The organism is Bacillus sp. PK6-16 (genome assembly GCF_056530295.1).
In genome coordinates this window covers 4,759,954-4,782,500 of record NZ_CP096511.1, presented here as the reverse complement: position 1 = coordinate 4,782,500, position 22,547 = coordinate 4,759,954, and the positions used below count along the sequence as shown (strand labels likewise).

Below are 22,547 nucleotides of genomic sequence, written 5' to 3'. Positions count from 1 at the left end.
AGGGCATAGCTGGGTAGCTATGTGCGGAAGGGATAAGTGCTGAAAGCATCTAAGCATGAAGCCCCCCTCAAGATGAGATTTCCCATAGCGTAAGCTAGTAAGATCCCTGAAAGATGATCAGGTTGATAGGTTCGAGGTGGAAGCATGGTGACATGTGGAGCTGACGAATACTAATAGATCGAGGACTTAACCATATAATATGTAGCAATGTTATCTAGTTTTGAGAGAACATAAAAAACTTGTTGACTTTTAAAGTAAATAAGTTATAATAATGATTGTCTCAAAAGAATAATGTCTGGTAATGATGGCAGAGAGGTCACACCCGTTCCCATACCGAACACGGAAGTTAAGCTCTCTAGCGCCGATGGTAGTTGGGACCTTGTCCCTGTGAGAGTAGGACGTTGCCAGGCAATATTATTCCGCAGTAGCTCAGCGGTAGAGCTATCGGCTGTTAACCGATCGGTCGTAGGTTCGATTCCTACCTGCGGAGCCATTGGAGAGCTGTCCGAGTTGGCCGAAGGAGCACGATTGGAAATCGTGTATACGTCACAAGCGTATCAAGGGTTCGAATCCCTTGCTCTCCGCCATAGGATTTATAATATTTGGCCCGTTGGTCAAGTGGTTAAGACACCGCCCTTTCACGGCGGTAACACGGGTTCGAATCCCGTACGGGTCACCACTTTGGAGGATTAGCTCAGCTGGGAGAGCACCTGCCTTACAAGCAGGGGGTCGGCGGTTCGATCCCGTCATCCTCCACCATATAAATTTTATATAAATAGTATTATCGCGGGGTGGAGCAGCACGGTAGCTCGTCGGGCTCATAACCCGAAGGTCGCAGGTTCAAATCCTGTCCCCGCAACCAAATGGTCCCGTGGTGTAGTGGTTAACATGCCTGCCTGTCACGCAGGAGATCGCCGGTTCGACCCCGGTCGGGACCGCCATTTTAATAAGGCTCGGTAGCTCAGTCGGTAGAGCAGAGGACTGAAAATCCTCGTGTCGGCGGTTCGATTCCGTCCCGAGCCACCATTTATTTTAATAAAATACGCCGGCTTAGCTCAATTGGTAGAGCAACTGACTTGTAATCAGTAGGTTGGGGGTTCAAGTCCTCTAGCCGGCACCATGTAAGTTTCGGAGGGGTAGCGAAGTGGCTAAACGCGGCGGACTGTAAATCCGCTCCTTCGGGTTCGGCAGTTCGAATCTGCCCCCCTCCACCATTTACATAGGGGCATAGTTTAAAGGTAGAACTGAGGTCTCCAAAACCTCCAGTGTGGGTTCGATTCCTACTGCCCCTGCCAAATATATTTACACAACATGGCGGTTGTGGCGAAGTGGTTAACGCACCGGATTGTGGCTCCGGCATTCGTGGGTTCGATTCCCATCAGTCGCCCCATTTTTATTTTAAAAATTACAAATAATCTAATGGATACTTACATATAATTAAGTAAGAATTCGATGGGCTATAGCCAAGCGGTAAGGCAACGGACTTTGACTCCGTCATGCGCTGGTTCGAATCCAGCTAGCCCAGCCATTTTTGCGGAAGTAGTTCAGTGGTAGAATACAACCTTGCCAAGGTTGGGGTCGCGGGTTCGAATCCCGTCTTCCGCTCCAATAAAATTTAATATGGCGGCATAGCCAAGTGGTAAGGCAGAGGTCTGCAAAACCTTTATCACCGGTTCAAATCCGGTTGCCGCCTTTTCTTTTGTGCCGATGTGGCGGAATTGGCAGACGCGCACGACTCAAAATCGTGTTCCTTCGGGAGTGTCGGTTCGACCCCGACCATCGGTATCAAGAACGGCGAAAAAAACTCTATACTAATTGTATAGAGTTTTTTTGTGTTTTCTTTTCATTACATGACAAAATAAGCACAAAAAGTGTACGGTGAGTAAACGGCGAAATATTAAAAGGCTAAAAACAAACATTCATTTTTATCCTTTTAATTGCGGTATTCTATAAAATTCCAGCAGAATATTGTATATATAATATTTCCTTCGAGCACTCTAGAGAGAATTTCTCCACCCCGGTGACATGAAGTTAAATCCGACGCCACCAGTAGATATTAGTACATGATCAGCTGTTAATTTCGTAATTTCTAAGAACTTCTTTTCAAACTCTTCTCTGTTGTATTTGTACATAGTTGAGTGGCATGACCACATGTGCGTTGAAGTACTCAACCAGTCTCCTAATTCCTTTAATTCAGAAAACGACTCAAATCGAATTGGTTCATCTAATTTCATGAATCTCACTTGATAGATAGTTGGGTTTAATTTTTCTCTTATTCCTTTAAAAGCATGTGATTTTTTGTCTTTTGAATGTGTCATAATTCACCCTCCATCTTTTCTTTAAATTTTTTCCTGTTTTTATTATACAACAATAGAAAACAATTATGGGAATAATATGGAAATCGGTATTGGCAATATAAAAAGACTCTAACAGAAATGTTAGAGTCTTTTTGTTAAATTATACTATGTGCTTCTAAAATTCGTAATAAACGTAGGAATTCATGTATAATATAACTTGTCGAAAGAACAAAATGATAGTGATTTATATTATGTCTGTAATATGAATCAAAAATGAACTTTTTATATTTCTTTTAAAAATGTGTTGAACACACAATATATTTCATATTAATATTTTTATGTAGATTTAAAACGGGAAAGAGAGTGGAAAGTATGGGCCGTAAATGGAACAATATTAAAGACAAAAAAGCATCAAAAGATGCAAATACAAGCCGTATATACGCGAAATTTGGGCGTGAAATTTATGTGGCAGCAAAACAAGGCGAGCCAGATCCAGAATCAAACCAAGCACTAAGAGTTGTATTAGAGCGTGCGAAAACATACAATGTTCCAAGAACAATTATTGATCGTGCAGTTGAAAAAGCAAAAGGCGGTTCAGAAGAAAATTATGACGAGCTTCGTTATGAAGGATTCGGACCAAATGGAGCTATGGTTATTGTAGATACACTTACAAATAACGTAAACCGTACTGCAGCAGATGTACGAGCTGCATTTAGCAAAAACAGTGGTAATATGGGTGTGAACGGTTCTGTAGCTTACATGTTTGATGCGACAGCTGTTATCGGCCTTGAAGGTAAAACATCAGATGAAGTTCTTGAAATTTTAATGGAAGCAGATGTAGATGCACGTGACATTCTAGAAGAAGAAGATTCTGTTATCGTGTATGCTGAACCAGATCAATTTCATGCAGTACAATCTGCACTTAAAGGTGCTGGCGTTGAGGAGTTTACAGTTGCAGAATTAACAATGCTTGCACAAAGTGATGTAACACTTCCTGAAGATGCTCAAGCACAATTTGAGAAAATGGTTGATGCATTAGAAGATTTAGAAGATGTTCAACAAGTTTATCACAACGTAGACTTAGGAGAGTAATACGATAGATGACCCTTTTCGCTTAGCGGATAGGGTCTTTTTTATGAAGTTAATTAAGGTGATGAAGTATTAAAGGTATTTTGTTGTAGGTAGGGAATATGATTATAGGGATATATAAAATATTCATTATCTCTAGGAGGCTTAATATGGAACATAAGACACCAAAGCATATCGTTGCTGTAGCCGGTTATTTAACAAATGAAAAAAATGAAGTGTTATTAACAAAAGTGCACTGGCGAGCTGATACGTGGGAGTTGCCAGGAGGACAGGTAGAAGAAGGCGAAGCGCTCGATCAAGCTGTCTGTAGGGAAATAAAAGAGGAAACAGGGTTAACGGTGAAGCCTATCGGAATTACAGGCGTTTATTATAATACTTCTATGCATATTCTAGCTGTTGTTTTTAAAGTAGCATATATAAGTGGTGAAATAAAAATTCAACCTGAAGAAATACAAGAGGCTAAATTTGTTGATTTAAATGAAGAGAACATAGATGAGTATATAACGCGTCCTCATATGAAATCCAGAACGCTTGATGCAATGAGAGCAACACATTTTATTCCGTATGAAACGTGGGAAGTACAGCCGTATAATTTAATAGGAAGATTGTAAAGAAAAGAGTAGCCGATTTGAGATACATTCGAATCACTACTCTTTTTTTGTATACTGTTTAAGAAAAAGGTCAAAATAATAATAGCACTAGTATTGATTTGAGGAACATTTGTTCTGTATAATAAATCTATATGTTATATACATTTAGATTACTAGATAGTCAAAAGTATATATATTTGTAGATGATATAATTAAAGTGTAAAGTGAAAATATAATAGTCTTAAGGGTTTCTCTATTATTGGTTATTCGTACTTTAACATAACCTATATTCAATATTTCAGATGAATAGTAGATAAAAAAATACTGTGATACAATACTTTTTTATCCCACTATTTGCTGGGCAGTAAGCCTGATTGATGAGGGCTCATTAAAGTTTCACTTTATACCTTACAATGATGTAAGGTACGTGTAAGAGAAATCGATGGGATATTTTTTTACAACAATGTATTCTTAAAGTAAGAGTTATATGCTGTGTGGAAAAGAGGTGTTCAAGATGAAAGAACGAGTATTATCTAGGGTGAACTATCATCAAAAAGTTGCATTAAATCCAATGACTAAACTTTTTTATAAAGCCATCATATTATTATTATTGTTAAGTTGTACGTTATTATTCATTGGAAATGTAATGATTGAGAAAAGTGATATTAGTAAATTACATGTACCGGCTAAGTTAGAGGTGCCAGAATCATTAACATATGCATTTATTGCGACAGAAGATAAAAGATTTTATCATCATAACGGTTTAGATTATATAGCAATTATTAGGGCATCTGTTGAGAATATAAAGGCTGGTGGTGTCGTGCAAGGAGGAAGTACAATTACACAGCAGCTATCTAAAAATGCCTTTTTAACGAATGAACGTACATTTTCTCGGAAGTGGAAAGAGATTTTTTATACGAAAAAAATTGAACGCACATTTACGAAGGATGAAATTTTAAAATTATATGTAAGTAATATTTATTATGGAGAAGGAGCATGGGGAATTGAAAAAGCAGCAAACCTTTACTTCGGTAAAAAGGTGAACCAATTAACATTGGCTGAAAGTGCAATGATGGCTGCTGTAGTAAAAGCACCTGCTTATTACTCACCTGCACAAAATTATGATAAAGCAGTAGAGAGACGTAATGTCGTTTTGAGACTAATGGAGAAAGAAGGCTATATAAGCCATGATGAGTATGTTCAAGCAGTTAGTGAGAAATTGGTAATTCGTCATGATATAAAAATAGAGCAGTCGATGTTAAATAGCGCACGTAAAAAAGCAGTAAGTTAAGAGAAGTTCCTACAGAGGAGCTTCTTTTTTTGAATAAATTGTGACAAATTGTGACACAATATCGTCACAATTATTGTGTTTTTGTAATTTATGTGAGCGTGTTCATTGCGTGACGTATATAAGTGTTGATATTATGTGTATTGTGTACAATGCTGTATACAGAATATGAATTTAAAGAGGAATGTATATGAAATCAAATAAACTCATGGCTCTTGGTATAGTTTTTTCTATCGCAGTATTAATTGTAATTGGAACAATTGCGTATAGCATCATAAATGACAAAAAAGATAAAGGGAATGAGATGTTTGCTTATTCTACGCAACAATCTTTAGGGAAAGATGATGCTCCAGTTAAGGTAGTTGAATTTGGAGACTTTAAATGTCCTGCTTGTCGTACTTGGGATGTAACAGTATTACCTCGATTAAAAGAAGAGTATATTGATAAAGGCAAAGTGCAGTTATACTTTATTAACTTCCCATTTATTGGAAAAGACTCAGATTTAGGTGCAGCAGCTGGTGAAGCAATTTATAAACAAGATAAAGATTCATTCTGGATCTTCTATGATGAGATCTATCAAAATCAAAAGAAAGATACAGAAGAATGGATTACAGAAGATTTGCTTCTTAGCATTGTGAAAGAGAAACTGCCGAAAGTTAATGTAGAGCAATTTAAGAAAGATTTACACAGTAAAGACATTAAAGAAAAAGTAAGTAAAGATTCAGATCGTGCTCAAAAATTAAAAGTTCAAGGTGCTCCTTCTGTATATGTAAACGGAAATCTTGCAAATCCTGATTTTGATAGTATGAAGAAGGCAATTGATAAAGAATTGAAAAAGTGATGAGGTCTCTCATCACTTTTTCGACTTTTTTCGATAAAATTCTTGCCTCTACTTTTTTTACATGCTATACTACTTTACATAAGTTATTCTAATATCTTATATGTAATTCATATTTGCGGGTGTAGTTTAGTGGTAAAACAAGAGCCTTCCAAGCTCTGGTCGAGAGTTCGATTCTCTTCACCCGCTCCAAATTTTATTAAATGTTTTTCTATAAATTGTGATCAACGCAGTGTTTCGTTTCCGAGATAAACGAGGCATTGCGTTTTTTAATGTTTGAAAAATATAATTACATGCGAAAATAGAAGTAAATAATAGTATTCCAAACGTGAATTACTAACCAATAGAGTGGTTACATAAGGGGTGGATTCATCTGAGGAGGCGATTAAGAGTGGATTTTGAACAATTAAAGCAAGATGTAATTGCGTATAGTAAAACAATTGGCATAGATAAAATAGGCTTTGCGAGCGCTTCTCCTTTTGAGGAATTAAAGCAGCGCTTAATCCAGCAACAACAATTAAATTATCAATCTGGATTTGAAGAGCCTGATATAGAGAAGAGAACGAATCCGCAACTGTTATTACCGGGTGCTAAATCAATTATTGCGATTGCTTTAGCATATCCTTCAAAATTAAAAAATGCACCATTAAGTAAGCGTGGAGAACGCCGTGGGATTTTTTGTCGTGCTTCTTGGGGACAAGATTATCATCTTGTTTTACGAGATCGTTTGCAAAAATTAGAGGCATATTTAATTGAAAAACTTCCTGATATAGAAGTGAAGTCCATGGTTGATACAGGTGAATTAAGTGATCGAGCTGTATCAGAGCGTGCTGGTATTGGATGGAGCGGTAAAAACTGCTCTATTATTACACCTGAATTTGGTTCGTACGTATACTTAGGGGAAATGATTACAAATGTTCCATTCCCGCCAGATAAGCCGATAGAAGATCAATGCGGGGGCTGTACGAAATGTATCGATATTTGTCCTACCGGTGCTTTAATACAGGGGGGACAGTTAGATTCGAAGAAGTGCATTGCGTTTTTAACACAAACGAAAGGATTCCTACCTGAAGAATATCGCGATAAAATAGGAAATCGCATATATGGATGTGATACGTGTCAGACTGTTTGTCCGAAAAATAAAGGAATGGATTTTCATAATCATCCTGAGATGGAGCCGGATCCTGAGCTAGTTAAACCATTATTAACGCCACTTTTAACAATTAGTAATCGTGATTTTAAAGAGAAATATGGGATTATGTCAGGGTCATGGAGAGGGAAAAAGCCACTGCAAAGAAATGCGATTTTAGCATTAGCACATTTTAAAGAAGCATCGGCAATTCCTGATTTAATTGGTGTTATGAAAGATGACCCAAGACCGGTACTACGCGGAACGGCAGCATGGGCACTTGGGAAAATTGGTGGAGACGGCGTCGGCGAAGCTATTGAAAAAGCGATGCAACGTGAGAAAGACGAAGAAGTGCTTCATGAAATGAATCGCGGGCTTGAATTGTTAGCACAGAAAAAAGAGTAGATAATATTTCCCTTTTTCATATTGTAATATGGGAGGGAGACAGAATGGTTGTAAAAACGAAGATTGAAAACCAAGTACAACAATTTTTAGCATATATAACGGAGAAAAGAACGAATGTGGATGGTATTGCTGAGGATTTACTACAAATGGCACTGAGAAAGAAACAATTGTTTCAAAGGCGTAGTGCACATATAGTGAAAGCAACTGCGGATGTTTCTTTCATTAGACAATTAAATAGTAATGACCATCAAGAAATTGATTATCAAATACATTTTAAATATTTAATTAAGCATAAAGAATTATTTTATATTGAAGAGGAACAATTAAAACGAAGAGTTTGTTTAAATAATAGTCGAATTATAGGCGATTCTGCTATTGAAGTGTCAGAAGAAATTAGAATGGGTGAGACATTAGAAAGGGATATTACGAAAGAGAAGTACGGTTCTTATCAGTATAATCGTTTAGAGGCAGTGAAATATGCAGAGCGTTGGTGGGATGACCGGAATCCTATGTATCGTAATTTCCCTGATAATTGTACGAATTTCATTTCTCAATGTCTTCATACTGGAGAAGTACCTATGAACGGGTATCCTAATATTCGTAAAGGATGGTGGCAAAGGGAGAATCAGTGGAGTTGGAGCTGGGCTGTTGCACATTCTTTTTATTGGTATTTGTCAGGTGCTACAACAGGACTTCGAGCAGAGGCGGTAGAGAGGCCAGAAGAACTTATTCTTGGAGATGTCATTGCTTATGATTTCGAGGATGACGGAAGATGGAATCATACGACGATTGTAGTAGCAAAAGATGCAGATGGTATGCCGCTTGTAAATGCACATTCAGCGAATAGCCGTCGACGTTATTGGAACTATGAAGACTCTAGTAAATATACACCACAAATGAAATATAAATTCTTTCATATTATTAATGGGTAGAGATTTTTCGCTCAAGTGGTATAATACGTAGTAGACAAAAAACAGAGGTGAATATCGCGTGGGAGTACATGTTGTTTTATATCAGCCAGAAATTCCAGCAAATACAGGGAATATTGCTCGTACTTGTGCAGCAACTGGAACAGAATTACATTTGATTAGACCGCTTGGATTTTCAACGGATGATAAAATGTTAAAGCGTGCAGGATTAGATTATTGGCAGCACGTAAAAATTACGTATTATGATTCAATTGAAGAATTTTATGAAAAAAATAAAGACGGTGAATTCTTCTATTTAACAAAGTATGGCGAGAAAGCTCATACAGCGTTTGACTATAGCAAGCGTGAGAAGGATTACTATTTTGTATTTGGAAGAGAAACAAACGGCTTACCAGCTAATGTAATCGAAGAAAACTTTGATCATTGTTTACGTATTCCAATGACAGATAAAGTACGTTCATTAAATTTATCTAATACAGCAGCAATTTTAATTTATGAAGCGTTCCGTCAACAAAATTACCCTGGATTAGATTTAGAAATCGTTTATTAAAAGTCGCCATATGGCGACTTTTTTTTATAAAATAAAAATAATATATAATCATACATTTAAAAGAGAGGACATAATCATATAGAATGGGATATATGATTAAAAATAGATAAGACGGGTTGAGATAAATATGAAGGAAGAATATAGTAATCAAAATACCTTTTTAAGTATGATAGATATGGATTTAATTAGACAAGGATTATTACATGCTATTCAAGATTTAGTATTCATATTGAAAGTTATTGATAATGAAACGTTTCAATATATGTATGTGAATAAGATAGGAATGGATTATGCTAGGTTAAGCGAAGAGTGCTATGGAAAAACTTTTGCAGAAGTATTACCAAAAGATATAGCGGGGATATTGCAAAGGCAATATGCAAAAGTAGTGAGAGAAGCGAAAGCACACACCTTTTGTGATGTAGTCAATTTACCAAAAGGTGAGATACATTATGAATCTTCACTTAATCCTGTATGCGATGAAGAAGGAATATGTCAATTTGTTATTTGTATTACAAGAGATATTACAGCTCAAATTGAGGAGAAGACAAAGATAGAGGAAAAACAAATGTTATTTAAGTCGTTACTGGAATATAATAATGACTCAATTATATCTATAGATTCTATAGGGAGAGTTACATATGCAAATCCGGCAACGTATGAAATATTTGGATACCGGTATGAGGAATTAAATAATAAATTTATTTTTGAATTCATTAATAAAGAATATGAAAAAGATTTTCAAATTATATTTAAGGGATCGATGCAAGGAAAAGCAAAACAAATTGTTTCAAAGAAATATGTTCATAAAGAAGGGTACGAGCTATATATTTCTTTGAGAACTATCCCGATTATTGTGAACGGTGAAATTGTTGGGATTTATATTGTTACGAGAGATGTTACAAGGCAAGTATTAAACGAAATGCGAACAGAATATTTAGCTTACTATGACCAGTTAACGGGATTAATGAATAGAATTTCATGTACAAATAAGTTAAATACTTTTTTAAATGAGAGTGTAAATTTTGCACTTGTATTTATAGATTTAGATGAGTTTCATCGTATTAATGATACATTTGGTCATAAAGAGGGAGATAAAGTATTACAAAAAGTTACAGAATGTTTAAGCAATCTAAAAATAGAAGATATGCACTTATTTAGAGAACACGATGATCAATTTGTTATGTTGATAGAAAATATAACGAAAGAATATGTAGAGGAAGTTGCAAAAAGCATACTGAAAAATATTAGTGAATATTTTGTAATCGAAGAAGAAGATGTATATTTAAGTGCATCAATTGGAATTGTAATGGCTCCAGCAGATGGAGAAGATGAAAAAATACTATTTCAGAGGGTCGATGCTGCTTTAGAAAAAGCAAAAGAAAAAGGAAAAGGACATTATCATTTTTATTGTAGTGGATTAGACTGTGAGCGTGAACAAAGGTTTATAATAGAAAACCAGTTACATCGTGCTATAGAAAAAAATGAATTTTTCTTATATTATCAGCCACAAATTAATATTGAAACGAAAAAAATAGCTAGTATGGAAGCTTTAATAAGGTGGGAGAATAAGGAATTAGGATTTGTTTCTCCGAACCAATTTATTCCATTGGCGGAAAGAACAGGATTTATTATTAAGCTCGATGAATGGGTAGTAAATCAAGTGTGTCAGCAACTGCGCGAATGGTTAAATAAAGGATATGAAGTGGTCCCAATTGCGGTTAATATTTCAGCTAGACACTTTCGTTCTATTACATTAATAGAGATGATTACACGGGCTTTAAATAAGTACAATGTATCAGCTCATTTATTAGCGATAGAGGTTACAGAAGGAGCTCTTATACATAAAGATATATCAAAGAGAGTGTTACTACAATTAAAAGAACAAAATTTAAAGATTCATTTAGATGATTTTGGAACAGGCTATTCATCTTTAAGTTATTTAAAAACATATCCAATTGATACTTTAAAAATTGATCGTTCTTTTATGGAAGGTATACATATAGATGAACGTGATACGAATATTACAGCTGCAATTATTCATTTAGCTCATACTTTAGAATTGAATATAATTGCAGAAGGAGTAGAAAAAAAGGAGCAAATACAGTTTTTGAAAGAAAAGAATGTGAAGCTTGTACAAGGTTATTATTATAGCCGACCACTATCCAAATATGATATGGAAAATATGTATTATAAATAAAAAAATGATGTGCTAAAAGCACATCATTTTTTATGTGTACCTGGTTTGTCATTGTAACCGGATGTAAAAATAGCTGTAAGAAATGTGAGTGATACACCTAAAATTAATAATAATTTCATACTAATATCCTCCTTACTTTTTTCGGTTCATGAGTTTTATTTATTATCCAAAATGTATGTAAGGTTCTTAGAAGAAAAGAATTTATTTATAATGAATAGCAGTGTAAAAACGTTAATACCTATATTATACAGAATTTTCTTTGAATTTTGGAGAGAATTTTAGCGTGCTATTATATATTTCGTTTTGATTTAAAGAATGTTTAAGGACATCCTAGCATACCTTTTATAATAATCCGATTGAACAAGGAGATGGGGGAGGAGCTATAATGGATATTCTAAAAAAGATTGAACAGCATCGAGCAGCAGAAGAACGTTTACAATGGGAAGGTACGTTTGCGGAGTATTTGGAGCTTGTGAAAGAAAGACCATGGGTGGCTCAAACAGCACACTCTCGCATTTACAATATGATAAAAGACGCTGGAATTGAAGAAGTTGATGGTAGAAGAAAGTATAACTTCTTTAGTAATCAGCTCTTTGGATTAGAGGATGCTCTAGAACGTCTTGTAGAGGAATATTTTCATCCATCTGCAAAACGATTAGATGTTAGAAAAAGAATTTTATTATTAATGGGTCCTGTTAGTGGAGGGAAATCAACGTTAGTTACAATGTTGAAACGAGGATTAGAAACATATTCAAGAACAGATCGCGGAGCAATTTTTGCAATTAAAGGATGCCCAATGCACGAGGATCCACTGCATTTAATTCCACATCATTTACGAGATGATTTCTTTGATGAGTATGGGGTTAGAATTGAAGGGAATTTATCACCACTAAATGTCATGCGTTTAGAGCAAGAATACGGATCAAGAATTGAGGATGTAGTTGTAGAGCGTATTTTCTTCTCTGAAGATCGCCGTACAGGGATTGGTACATTTAGCCCGTCTGATCCAAAATCACAGGATATTGCAGATTTAACAGGTAGTCTGGACTTTTCTACGATTGCAGAATATGGTTCAGAATCAGATCCGCGTGCGTATCGATTTGATGGAGAATTAAATAAGGCAAACCGAGGAATGATGGAGTTCCAAGAGATGTTAAAATGCGATGAGAAGTTTTTATGGCACTTATTATCGCTTACACAAGAAGGGAATTTCAAAGCGGGAAGATTTGCGCTTATTTCAGCAGATGAATTAATTGTAGCGCATACGAATGAAACAGAGTATCGCTCATTTATAGCAAATAAGAAAAATGAAGCATTGCACTCAAGAATTATTGTAATGCCAGTTCCTTATAATTTACGAGTAAGTGAAGAAGAACATATTTATGAAAAAATGATTCGTGAAAGTGATGTATCGAATGTTCACATTGCACCACATACACTTCGCGTTGCAGCAATGTTCACTATTTTAACTCGTTTAAAAGATCCGAAGCGTCCGGATATTGATTTAATTAAAAAGATGCGTTTGTATGATGGAGAAACGGTAGAAGGTTATAATGCGATTGATGTAGAAGAATTACAACGCGAATATCAAGATGAAGGTATGAAGGGTATTGATCCTCGTTATGTCATTAACCGAATTTCGTCTACAATCATTCGAAAAGAGGTACCATCTATTAACGCGTTAGATGTACTTAGATCTTTAAAAGATGGGCTAGATCAGCATCCATCCATTAGTAATGAAGACCGTGAACGTTACATGAACTTCATCTCATTAGCGAGAAAAGAATACGATGAAATCGCGAAGAAAGAAGTACAAAAAGCGTTTGTTTATTCATATGAAGAATCAGCTAAGACGCTTATGGATAATTACTTAGATAACGTTGAGGCGTACTGCAATAAATCGAAATTACGTGATCCGTTAACAGGAGAAGAAATGAGTCCAGATGAAAAATTAATGCGCTCAATTGAAGAGCAAATTGGAATTTCAGAAAATGCTAAGAAAGCGTTCCGTGAAGAGATTTTAATTCGCATTTCTGCTTATGCCCGTAAAGGAAAACGCTTTGATTATAATTCACATGAACGTCTTCGTGAAGCGATTCAGAAAAAACTATTTGCTGATTTAAAAGATATAGTGAAAATTACAACATCAACGAAAACGCCGGACGAAAATCAGCTTAAGAAAATCAATGATGTTGTTGCGCGTTTAATTGATGAGCATGGTTATAATTCTTCTTCAGCAAATGAATTACTACGCTATGTAGGTAGCTTGTTAAACAGATAGTTTGATAACAAAACGCTGTCTCTTGTATTTTGCGGGACAGCGTTTTATTATCCGTTCATATGTGTATAAAGTGTCATACCTTGTCCAAATGTAATAAATTAAGATGCAATTTTATGAATTTATTGTCAATTATTTTTACAATATGCATATGATAGAGTAACCAACCATTCATACGAAAAAAGCCAACACAATACAATATGTTGCAAAGTAAAAATGTGTGCAACAATGCATTGTGTTTCTTTCTTATCAGTGGCTGAATATTTCTTTCTATTTATGTGAGTGGCAAAATTTTGTTTAGGATGCTCGGGGTATTGTATGAAAAACGTTATAAATGTTTATGGGATGATTTTCTGTGGGCAGTTACCTTTCAAATATTCTAGCTTGCATATTACAGAACAAAATTTATAGATTGCTGTTCATACAGGAAGACAATTACAGTAAGGAGGGAAAGGAATGGGCGAAGAAAATCAACCAAATTATACGATTTCACAGGAAAACTGGTCCCTCCATCGCAAAGGATATGACGACCAACAGCGCCATCAAGAAAAAGTACAAGAGGCAATTAAGAATAATTTACCCGATCTTGTAACAGAAGAAAGTATAGTTATGTCTAATGGCAAGGATGTTGTAAAAATACCAATTCGTTCTCTAGATGAATATAAGATTAGATACAATTATGATAAAAATAAACATGTTGGGCAAGGAAACGGTGACAGCAAAGTTGGTGATGTCGTTGCGAGAGATGGATCAGGTGGTCAAAAACAAAAAGGGCCAGGAAAAGGGCAAGGAGCAGGAGATGCAGCTGGGGAAGATTACTATGAAGCTGAAGTCTCTATTTTAGAATTAGAGCAAGCGTTTTTCAGAGAGTTAGAACTGCCTAATTTAAAGAGAAAAGAAATGGATGAAAACCGGATTGAACATGTTGAATTTAATGACATTAGAAAAACAGGATTATGGGGAAATATCGATAAGAAACGAACAATGATATCCGCATATAAACGAAATGCAATGAGTGGTAAAGCATCTTTTCATCCAATTCATCAAGAAGACTTAAAGTTCCGCACTTGGAATGAAGTATTAAAGCCAGATTCAAAAGCTGTTGTATTAGCGATGATGGATACGAGTGGATCGATGGGAATATGGGAGAAATATATGGCACGTAGCTTCTTTTTCTGGATGACAAGATTTTTACGCACAAAGTATGAAACAGTTGATATTGAATTTATTGCTCATCATACAGAAGCGAAAGTCGTTACAGAAGAAGAATTTTTCTCAAAAGGAGAAAGTGGCGGAACAATATGTTCCTCCGTATATAAAAAAGCATTAGAACTTATCGATAATAAATATTCACCAGACCGCTATAATATTTATCCATTCCATTTTTCAGATGGTGATAATTTAACATCAGATAATGCTAGATGTGTAAAGCTTGTTGAAGAGCTAATGAAGAAGTGTAATATGTTTGGGTATGGGGAAGTGAACCAGTATAACCGCCATAGTACACTCATGTCAGCCTATAAAAATATTAAAGATGATAATTTCAGATATTATATTTTAAAGCAAAAAGCAGACGTATTTCATGCGATGAAAAGCTTTTTTAGAGAAGAATCAGGTGAGAAAATGGCATAACCTCTTTTAAAGAGGTTCTTTTTTTGTAAACTTTTTATTTTTTCAGTTGACAATGATAATGAAAATCATTATCATTTATTCGAGAAATGATTACATTTCGAATTATATATTTCGGAGGAGATGTAAAGTTGAAACAAAATAAACATACTAAGATTAGTAGTGCAGACCAAGGCATTGGTTCGCACTACTATTTTTTTATATAGTAGAAGTGAAGAAAGGGCCGAGGTTTCTTTAGGATTTAGAATCCGTAAAATAAACTGGCTTTCTTCGCTTACCTTATTTGAATCAATTTTTAGTGTGTAGATCCTTGAGATCGTGTATAAGAAATGGGAATCGATAAGTGTAAGCCGAAGACTTCCATTCCATATAAGGAGGAACTTTATGAAACATGTAATCGCGTTTGACATCAGTATGGGTAAAAGTTATATGGTTATTTATAATGCGCACAAACAATGCATTTTTGAACAGGAATTGAAACATTCTAAACCTGCATTTGAAGAACTACAGGAAAAGATTCTTAAGCTTACAAACGAAACAGGTGAACCACCTGCCATCGTATTTGAAGCCACAGGTATTTATTCTAGACAGCTAGAACGCTTCATGCAAAATAATCAGTACAGCTATTGTTTATTAAATCCCTTAGAAGCAAAACTACAATGCGATTCCTTACGAATCCATAAAACGGACCGAAGTGATGCACATCGGTTAGCTCTTACCCACTTTACAGTTACCCGAAGGGTATCCCATAAAACCGATAATGTGTACCTTCAATTACGATCTCTTTCGAGATTTTACAGCGAACTGGATGGAGAGTTATCTATTCTTCGTGGCCGTATGCATAAAGTAATCCAACTAACATTTCCAGAATTAGAAAAAATGTTTACGAGTAAATCTGATTTATTTTTAAACTTTGTTCAACTATTTCCTCATCCAGATTACGTAGTACCTCTCTCTAAAACGGTTATAAAAAATCGTATTCGTGCTAACACCAATAAGAAAATATCAACTACGCTAGCCGAGAAAAAAGCTCTTCAAATTCTTGAATTAGCCAAACATTCTTACCCAGCTGTTTCTCAAGAAGATGTACTATGTGATCAGCTCAAAGCATATGCAAAACGCTATCAAGAACTTCTTCACCAAAAGCAGTGCTGTATTAACAAAATGGTAGATATGGCCGAACAACGCCCAGAATATCGTATCATTCTAAGTATCCCTGGAATTGGCCCCAATACAGCGGTACGTTTAATGGCTGAAATAGGCGATATGACACGTTTCGAAAACAATAAACAATTAAATGCATATGCCGGTATCGATATACGTCGCTTTCAATCAGGCAAAACCTTTTATAAAGATAAAATTAATAAACGCGGAAATAAGCATTTACGTAAATTACTGTACCTTATTATTCAAAACATGATTAAAATACGGCGGTACGGTCGCAATCACCTTGTAGAGTATTACGATAAATTAAAAACGCAACCCTATAACAAGTGTCATAAAGTTGCGTCCATTGCATGTGTAAATAAGTTATTGAAGCTTCTCCTTCACCTTATTACACACAATATACACTATGATTATCGGTTAACGGCCTAACATCATAGTTTCATTCATTCTACCACATCCTACCCCTACTAAAAAAACGAATTCATAGTGGGGATATTTAGTATGCCCGCAAATGAATACTTATATTTTGTAATAACCAATGTATTAAAAATTTAAAAATACAGATTGACTAATCGTAAGAAAAGAAAACGTATAAATGCAATGATTATAGCGGCGGCGTTATCACTTCCGTTTGCTGTGTATTCAACACCTGCTTTAGCGGCAGTAGCAATTGAGGCGAATAAAACTGGACAAGGTTTAGAAGATGGTACATATGACGCTGTTATTAAAGCGTATAAAGATAAAACGAATGAAGAGTCTATGGCAGCTGTTTATATAAAGGATCCGAAATTAACAATTGAGAATGGAAAGAAAATTGTAACAGCAACATTAAGTGATAGTGATTTCTTTCAATACTTGAAAACAGAGGATATTCATACTCCAGGTGTGTTTCATGATGTGAAAGTAATATCAGAAGACAAAAAGAAAAATGGAACGAAAGTGATTCAGTTTGAAGTAGGGGAATTAGGAAAAAGGTATAATATGCGAATGCATATTTATATTCCAACAATGGCCTATGACAATAAGTACCAAGTACAGTTTGAAGTAAATACATTGAATTTAGATAAAGATGTTCCAGAAGCACAAAAGGAAAATAAAGAGGATAAAGTGGATCAACAAGATGCGAATGTAATAGTAGATAAGCAATTACAAAGGCATATTAATAAATATAACTTGAATAGAGAGAATCTAGATACTCCAATAACTAAGGAAGATTTATTAAAAGTTAAATCCTTAATAGTCGTTGAAGCTAAAAGTAAAGGAATAAAAGACGTAAGTGGTCTAGAATATATGACGAACTTAGAAAACTTAACGTTGGAAGAAGTTAAGTTAAAAAATATAAAATTTATCTCGGACTTGAGACAATTGAAATCATTAAGTATAACCTATGGTGAACTTGAAGATATTGGGCCTTTGGCTAAGTTAGAGCATATTGAGTTTTTAACTTTGAGAAACAATAAAATCTCAGATTTAAGCCCATTAAGCCAAATGAAGAAGATTAAAATGCTAGATTTAAATAGTAATTATATAAAAGATATTAAACCATTATTTACAGTGAAATCTTTAAGGACTTTGACTGTAGCAAATAATCAAATTAGTAATGATAACCTTGCTGGAATTGAGCAATTGAAAAATGTAAAAAACTTATCTTTAAGTAACAATGGACTTACGAATATTGAACATATTACATCAATGAAAAAATTAGTAGAGTTAGATCTTGCTAAAAATGAATTAGAAAACATCGAACCTTTATCAAGATTATCTACTGTACAATCACTTAATTTAGAAGAAAACTATATTTCAGATATAACGCCACTTAGTCACTTAACAGACTTATATGATTTAAAGCTAGGTTCAAATGAAATTTGTGATGTTAGACCTGTTCAAGAGCTAGGAAAAAGAATATATATCGATATTCAAAGACAAAAAATCTTTTTAGATAATGTAGAAAAAGATAAGGAAGTTAAAATACCTATCTATAATTTACAAGGAGAGCCACTTGATACTATTCAATTGAAGAGTGAAGATGGGATAGTTAATAATGGTTCTGTTAAATGGGGGACTACTGGTGAAAAAACATACGAATTTACGTTGGATATAAAGCCAGAAGAGAATCGTATTAAGTTTAATGGAACAGTAATTCAAAATGTTGTTGAAAGATTAGACGAAATCAAGGAAACAATAAAAGAGGATAATGAACAAAAGGAAAATGTAATTCTCGATAAAACTTTACAACAACATATTAATAAAGAGAATTTAGGTAGAGAGAATGTAAATGCTCCTATCACAAAAGAAGATTTATTACAGATTAAAAAACTAGAGATACTTAAAGAAAAAGGAAATGAGATAAAAAATATAACAGGTTTAGAGTACATGACGAACTTAGAAAACCTCACTTTAGAAGGAGTAGGCCTGAAAAATATTGAGTTCATCTCAAACTTGAAACAATTGAATAATGTGAATGTATCTCATAATCAAATTGAAGATATAACACCACTATCTTCATTGGAAAATTTACAGTGGTTAAATCTTGCGGACAATCATATTAAAGGTGTAACGGTTATTGGTTCCATGCTAAACTTATTTAGCTTAAATCTAGCTGGGAATGAGATTCGTGATGTAAGGCCGTTAATACAATTAGGTCAGTGGGGAACAATTGATGTTAGAAGGCAAAAAGTCATTTTGGATGATGCAGAAATAAATAAAGAAGTGATAATTCCTGTATATGATTTAGAAGGAGAGCCAATTGAAAAGATTACACTAAAGAGTGAAGGTGGAACACTTACTGATGAGGGAATTATTTGGAGTACTCTAGGGGAAAAAATATATGAATTTGATTTAGATGCAGATCATTATGAGACTGGCATATTATATAGTGGCATTGTCATGCAGAATATAGTAGAAAAATTAATACCGAAAGAAGAAGTAAAAGAGCCAACAAAAGAAGTTGAAGAAGAGAAAGAAGAAGTAAAAGAGCCAACAAAAGAAGTTGAAGAAGAGAAAGAAGAAGTAAAAGAGCCAACAAAAGAAGTTGAAGAAGAGAAAGAAGAAGTAAAAGAGCCAACAACAGGAGTTGAAGGATCGAAAGCGAAGGTAAAAGAAACAGGAAAAGAAATTGAAGGTTCAAAAGACGCGGTAAATCAATCAGCAGTAGTCCAAGAACAAAACGTGAATAATCAAGTTGTGAAAGAAAATAAACCAGCTGTTAATAAGCAAGAAGAAAATAAGAAAGCATTAGGAGCAACAGGTGGACAAGAGAATACATCAATATTACTTTCAGGCATAGCGTTAGTTCTTTCAGCGATGAGTATGCTTGTATTTAGAAAGAGATTATTTAAGAAATAAAAAACGTTTCATCTTATTATAACGTAAGATGATTATATGAGTTTTTGAGAAGACATTATCATGGCGATTTCATTTTGAAATATGCTTATGGTGATGTCTTTTTTAGAAGGAGATAAATGGAAAAGGTGTGAATATATTAGAGAAGGAGGAGAGATTATGTATGTTAGTTCAATTTCAAAAGTTGAAGACGTAGCATCATTTATTGCGAATATGAATAAAGATGCTATTCATCATGTTGGTTATTGCGGAGATGAGAAAAAGGAGGTGTTACATACGATTCTTCATGATTTTTCTGATATAGGCTGGGAGAAATCTTTCGTTGTTACTTATGAGGACAATAAAATAATTGGCGTATTAGGGTTTGATGTGGATGAAGTAAAGAGATGTGCAGAAATTTTGGGGCCGTTTATTAAAGCAGAGAATTGGGAAGAAGTTGCTTTACATATGTGGAAGGAACTTATAGAAAAGGGGCCTTTTCATATTGAAAAATTTTATGGTTTTTATCATGTAGAAAATAATAATTGTGCCCGTTTAATGAAGAATTTATATGCAAAAGAACAAGATCAACATAGTATTTTCAGTTTAAGTCATAATATTGTGGAAGAACGTAGTATATGCAATGTAGAAGAGGCTTTACCAAAAGTATTCGAGCAGTTTATCTCTTTACACAATCATACTTTTCCTAATGCATATTATCAAGGAAATGAAATTATCGAACATTTAAGTGATACGAATAAATTATTTGTAAGTATGAAGAATGGTAAATTAGAGGGTTACGTATATGTTGAAGTAAATCCGGAGTTTCAAGAAGCGAATATCGAATTTATTGCAACCGCTGAAAATAGTAGAAGAAAAGGTGTCGGAGAGCATTTATTACAAGGGGCAATTCAGTATATTTTCTCCTTCCAAGAGATGAAAGAGATAGAACTATGTTTGAATACGAATAATGATCGTGCGATGGAGTTGTACAAGAAAGTAGGGTTTGAGGAGAAGGCATGTTTACAACACTATATAATAGAGTAAAAACCCATTCGTATGAAGATTATATTTCATACGAATGGGTTTTATTTCATTTACTTTGCCGCCCTCGGTAATAACAGATTCAGGACTAATTTGAGGGCCGAATTCTTCTTGTATAAGAGGTGATAATCGTTACATAACCTTTTTTATTTTTTTCGGGATTTCTTTCGTTTGCGAATTAACATCTTCTTTTTTTAGCTCTTTAAAAAGAGAAGTGACCATAAGAACGACTACAATAGAAAATGGTAGCGCAGCAATTATAGCTGCGATTTGTAGTGCATTTAATCCTCCAGCTTGTAATAAAATAGCGGCAATTATCGCGATTGTTAATCCCCATATAAGTTTTAAACTATTTTTCGGTGATAAGCTTCCGTTACTCGTTTGCATTGAAACAACAAATGTTGCTGAATCGGCAGAAGTAACGAAAAATGTGGCTACTAAAATTAACCCGATAATCGTTAAAAATGTAGAGAATGGTAGATGTGAAATAACAGCAAATAATCCAATCTCTGTACCATTTTTTGCAATTTCATCAGCTATTCCAAGCGATTGGAACATTTCCATATGAATTGCGGTACCACCAAATACTGCAAACCAAAATGTACAGATAAGAGTTGGGACTAATACAACTCCAAAAATAAATTCTTTTATTGTGCGTCCTTTAGAAATACGTGCGATAAATGTGCCGACGAATGGAGACCAAGAGATCCACCACCCCCAATAGAAAATAGTCCAGTTTTCAATCCAAGAAGAAGATTTTTCACTAAATGCTCCTAAATTTAATCCCATACTAGGTAAAGCGCCGATATAAGAACCGAGTGTAGATGTGAAATATTTCATAATAAATACAGTTGGTCCTAAAAGTAAAAAAGAGATGAGTAAAATGCCTGCAAGAGAGAAATTCAAGTTGCTCAAATATTTAATCCCACGATCTAAGCCAGTTTGTGCACTTGTTAAATATAAAACAGCGAATATAGCTATAAGTACGAGCTGAGTAAGTAAAGTGTTATGAATGGAAGGGAATAAATAGCTTAATCCTCCAGCAATTTGTTGAGCACCAATCCCAACAGATGGTACAATGCCAAATACTGTGGCTAAAACAGCTAGAATATCAACTGTTTTTCCAATACGAGAATTTTTCGATCGATTAAATAATGGAGTAACTGTAGCCCCGATAGTGCTACCTTTTTGTTTGCGGAATGTGAAATATGCAATTGTTAAAGCGACCATTGCGTATAGTGACCACGGAAAGAGTCCCCAGTGGAAAAATGAATATTGCATAGCGAGTTTGGCGCTTTCTTCTGTACCTGCTTTTCCTGTTAACGGATCTGTAAAATGTGAAATCGGTTCAGCGATTCCATAAAAGAGGAGTCCAATTCCCATTCCTGCCCCAAACAACATGGATAGCCAAGATGGATAATTATATTTTGGCTTTTCTCCATCTTTACCAAGACGAATAGAACCGTACTTGGAAAATGCTAAATAAGCAGCCAAAATAATCATTGTAGTCATAAGTAGAGAGTAAAACCATCCAAATTTATTGAGGATAAATGAGTTTAAAGAAGATGTAACACTTTGTAAATCGTAGCCTTGTATCCAACTTGCTGGGGTAATTCCCCATATAATGAATAATGTTGTTAGCAAGAAGGAGATATAAAATACACTGTTTTCTTTTTTTATCATAGAATCCCACCCTTATTTAATAAAGTTAACAATTATAATAATCATAACAATTAAGTTTTTAATTGTCAAAAAATTCCCTTTTTATAATGTGAAAGGATGCAATTTGTTTTAGA

15 protein-coding genes, 16 tRNA genes and 2 rRNA genes (1 of these 33 running past the window's edge) are annotated in these 22,547 nt (G+C 34.6%); 31 read left to right on the top strand and 2 right to left on the bottom strand.

The window, feature by feature from the left end; all coding sequences use genetic code 11:
* The 17 genes from M1D66_RS24595 to M1D66_RS24515 form a co-directional block, all read left to right on the top strand.
* Positions 1-194 (top strand): 23S ribosomal RNA (locus M1D66_RS24595) (it extends 2,728 nt beyond the left edge of the window).
* A gap of 100 nt (positions 195-294) precedes the next feature.
* Positions 295-410 (top strand): 5S ribosomal RNA (gene rrf / locus M1D66_RS24590).
* Between the two features lie 8 nt (positions 411-418).
* Positions 419-493 (top strand) — tRNA-Asn (locus M1D66_RS24585).
* A gap of 2 nt (positions 494-495) precedes the next feature.
* Positions 496-587 (top strand) — tRNA-Ser (locus M1D66_RS24580).
* 17 nt (positions 588-604) lie between these two features.
* A tRNA-Glu gene (locus M1D66_RS24575) sits at positions 605-679 on the top strand.
* Between the two features lie 4 nt (positions 680-683).
* Positions 684-759, top strand: a tRNA-Val gene (locus M1D66_RS24570).
* Positions 760-785: 26 nt separating this feature from the next.
* A tRNA-Met gene (locus M1D66_RS24565) sits at positions 786-862 on the top strand.
* 3 nt (positions 863-865) lie between these two features.
* A tRNA-Asp gene (locus tag M1D66_RS24560) sits at positions 866-941 on the top strand.
* A gap of 9 nt (positions 942-950) precedes the next feature.
* A tRNA-Phe gene (locus M1D66_RS24555) sits at positions 951-1,026 on the top strand.
* Between the two features lie 18 nt (positions 1,027-1,044).
* Positions 1,045-1,120 (top strand) — tRNA-Thr (locus M1D66_RS24550).
* 10 nt (positions 1,121-1,130) lie between these two features.
* Positions 1,131-1,214, top strand: a tRNA-Tyr gene (locus tag M1D66_RS24545).
* 7 nt (positions 1,215-1,221) lie between these two features.
* Positions 1,222-1,295: transfer RNA gene (locus tag M1D66_RS24540), tRNA-Trp, on the top strand.
* Positions 1,296-1,314: 19 nt separating this feature from the next.
* Positions 1,315-1,390, top strand: a tRNA-His gene (locus tag M1D66_RS24535).
* 63 nt (positions 1,391-1,453) lie between these two features.
* A tRNA-Gln gene (locus M1D66_RS24530) sits at positions 1,454-1,528 on the top strand.
* 5 nt (positions 1,529-1,533) lie between these two features.
* Positions 1,534-1,608 (top strand) — tRNA-Gly (locus M1D66_RS24525).
* 14 nt (positions 1,609-1,622) lie between these two features.
* Positions 1,623-1,693: transfer RNA gene (locus tag M1D66_RS24520), tRNA-Cys, on the top strand.
* Positions 1,694-1,703: 10 nt separating this feature from the next.
* Positions 1,704-1,785 (top strand) — tRNA-Leu (locus M1D66_RS24515).
* A 212-nt stretch (positions 1,786-1,997) separates the two neighbouring features.
* Here M1D66_RS24515 and M1D66_RS24510 read toward each other — a convergent pair.
* Positions 1,998-2,318, bottom strand: a complete 321-nt coding sequence (locus tag M1D66_RS24510; protein ID WP_000149746.1) for a DUF3884 family protein — start codon at positions 2,316-2,318, stop codon at positions 1,998-2,000.
* Between the two features lie 351 nt (positions 2,319-2,669).
* Here M1D66_RS24510 and M1D66_RS24505 point away from each other — a divergent pair, with 351 nt between their 5' ends.
* From M1D66_RS24505 to M1D66_RS24440, 14 genes are all read left to right on the top strand, one after another.
* A complete protein-coding gene (locus M1D66_RS24505; protein ID WP_000532952.1) occupies positions 2,670-3,389 on the top strand; it encodes a YebC/PmpR family DNA-binding transcriptional regulator in 720 nt (239 codons plus the stop codon).
* Between the two features lie 146 nt (positions 3,390-3,535).
* Positions 3,536-3,997 (top strand): NUDIX hydrolase, encoded by a 462-nt coding sequence (locus M1D66_RS24500; RefSeq protein ID WP_000400455.1) that lies wholly within the window; start codon positions 3,536-3,538, stop codon positions 3,995-3,997.
* 493 nt (positions 3,998-4,490) lie between these two features.
* On the top strand, positions 4,491-5,267 hold the full coding sequence (locus tag M1D66_RS24495) for a transglycosylase domain-containing protein (protein WP_006915721.1): 777 nt from the start codon (positions 4,491-4,493) through the stop codon (positions 5,265-5,267).
* A gap of 187 nt (positions 5,268-5,454) precedes the next feature.
* Positions 5,455-6,105: a DsbA family protein gene (locus M1D66_RS24490; RefSeq protein ID WP_000841309.1), complete on the top strand. Its 651-nt coding sequence runs from the start codon at positions 5,455-5,457 to the stop codon at positions 6,103-6,105.
* A 115-nt stretch (positions 6,106-6,220) separates the two neighbouring features.
* Positions 6,221-6,294 (top strand) — tRNA-Gly (locus M1D66_RS24485).
* A gap of 199 nt (positions 6,295-6,493) precedes the next feature.
* Complete coding sequence (queG, locus tag M1D66_RS24480; protein WP_070179127.1) at positions 6,494-7,636, top strand: tRNA epoxyqueuosine(34) reductase QueG; 1,143 nt, start codon at positions 6,494-6,496, stop codon at positions 7,634-7,636.
* A 44-nt stretch (positions 7,637-7,680) separates the two neighbouring features.
* Positions 7,681-8,568: an amidase domain-containing protein gene (locus tag M1D66_RS24475; protein ID WP_000260591.1), complete on the top strand. Its 888-nt coding sequence runs from the start codon at positions 7,681-7,683 to the stop codon at positions 8,566-8,568.
* Positions 8,569-8,626: 58 nt separating this feature from the next.
* Positions 8,627-9,115, top strand: a complete 489-nt coding sequence (gene trmL / locus M1D66_RS24470) for a tRNA (uridine(34)/cytosine(34)/5-carboxymethylaminomethyluridine(34)-2'-O)-methyltransferase TrmL (protein WP_000538147.1) — start codon at positions 8,627-8,629, stop codon at positions 9,113-9,115.
* 127 nt (positions 9,116-9,242) lie between these two features.
* A complete protein-coding gene (locus tag M1D66_RS24465) occupies positions 9,243-11,312 on the top strand; it encodes a sensor domain-containing protein (protein ID WP_016121804.1) in 2,070 nt (689 codons plus the stop codon).
* 385 nt (positions 11,313-11,697) lie between these two features.
* Positions 11,698-13,593, top strand: coding sequence for a PrkA family serine protein kinase (locus M1D66_RS24460; RefSeq protein ID WP_000353273.1), 1,896 nt, complete (start codon positions 11,698-11,700; stop codon positions 13,591-13,593).
* A gap of 453 nt (positions 13,594-14,046) precedes the next feature.
* Positions 14,047-15,222 (top strand): sporulation protein YhbH, encoded by a 1,176-nt coding sequence (gene yhbH, locus M1D66_RS24455; RefSeq protein WP_000503519.1) that lies wholly within the window; start codon positions 14,047-14,049, stop codon positions 15,220-15,222.
* A 381-nt stretch (positions 15,223-15,603) separates the two neighbouring features.
* Complete coding sequence (locus M1D66_RS24450; RefSeq protein WP_242554879.1) at positions 15,604-16,815, top strand: IS110 family RNA-guided transposase; 1,212 nt, start codon at positions 15,604-15,606, stop codon at positions 16,813-16,815.
* 171 nt (positions 16,816-16,986) lie between these two features.
* Positions 16,987-19,731 carry an NEAT domain-containing protein gene (locus tag M1D66_RS24445; RefSeq protein ID WP_242554878.1) on the top strand — a complete coding sequence of 915 codons (2,745 nt, stop codon included), beginning with the start codon at positions 16,987-16,989 and terminating at the stop codon, positions 19,729-19,731.
* A 156-nt stretch (positions 19,732-19,887) separates the two neighbouring features.
* A complete protein-coding gene (locus M1D66_RS24440) occupies positions 19,888-20,754 on the top strand; it encodes a GNAT family N-acetyltransferase (protein ID WP_144596995.1) in 867 nt (288 codons plus the stop codon).
* 129 nt (positions 20,755-20,883) lie between these two features.
* Here M1D66_RS24440 and opuD read toward each other — a convergent pair whose 3' ends face one another.
* Positions 20,884-22,434 (bottom strand): glycine betaine transporter OpuD, encoded by a 1,551-nt coding sequence (gene opuD, locus M1D66_RS24435; protein WP_000591573.1) that lies wholly within the window; start codon positions 22,432-22,434, stop codon positions 20,884-20,886.
* Positions 22,435-22,547 lie beyond the last annotated feature (113 nt).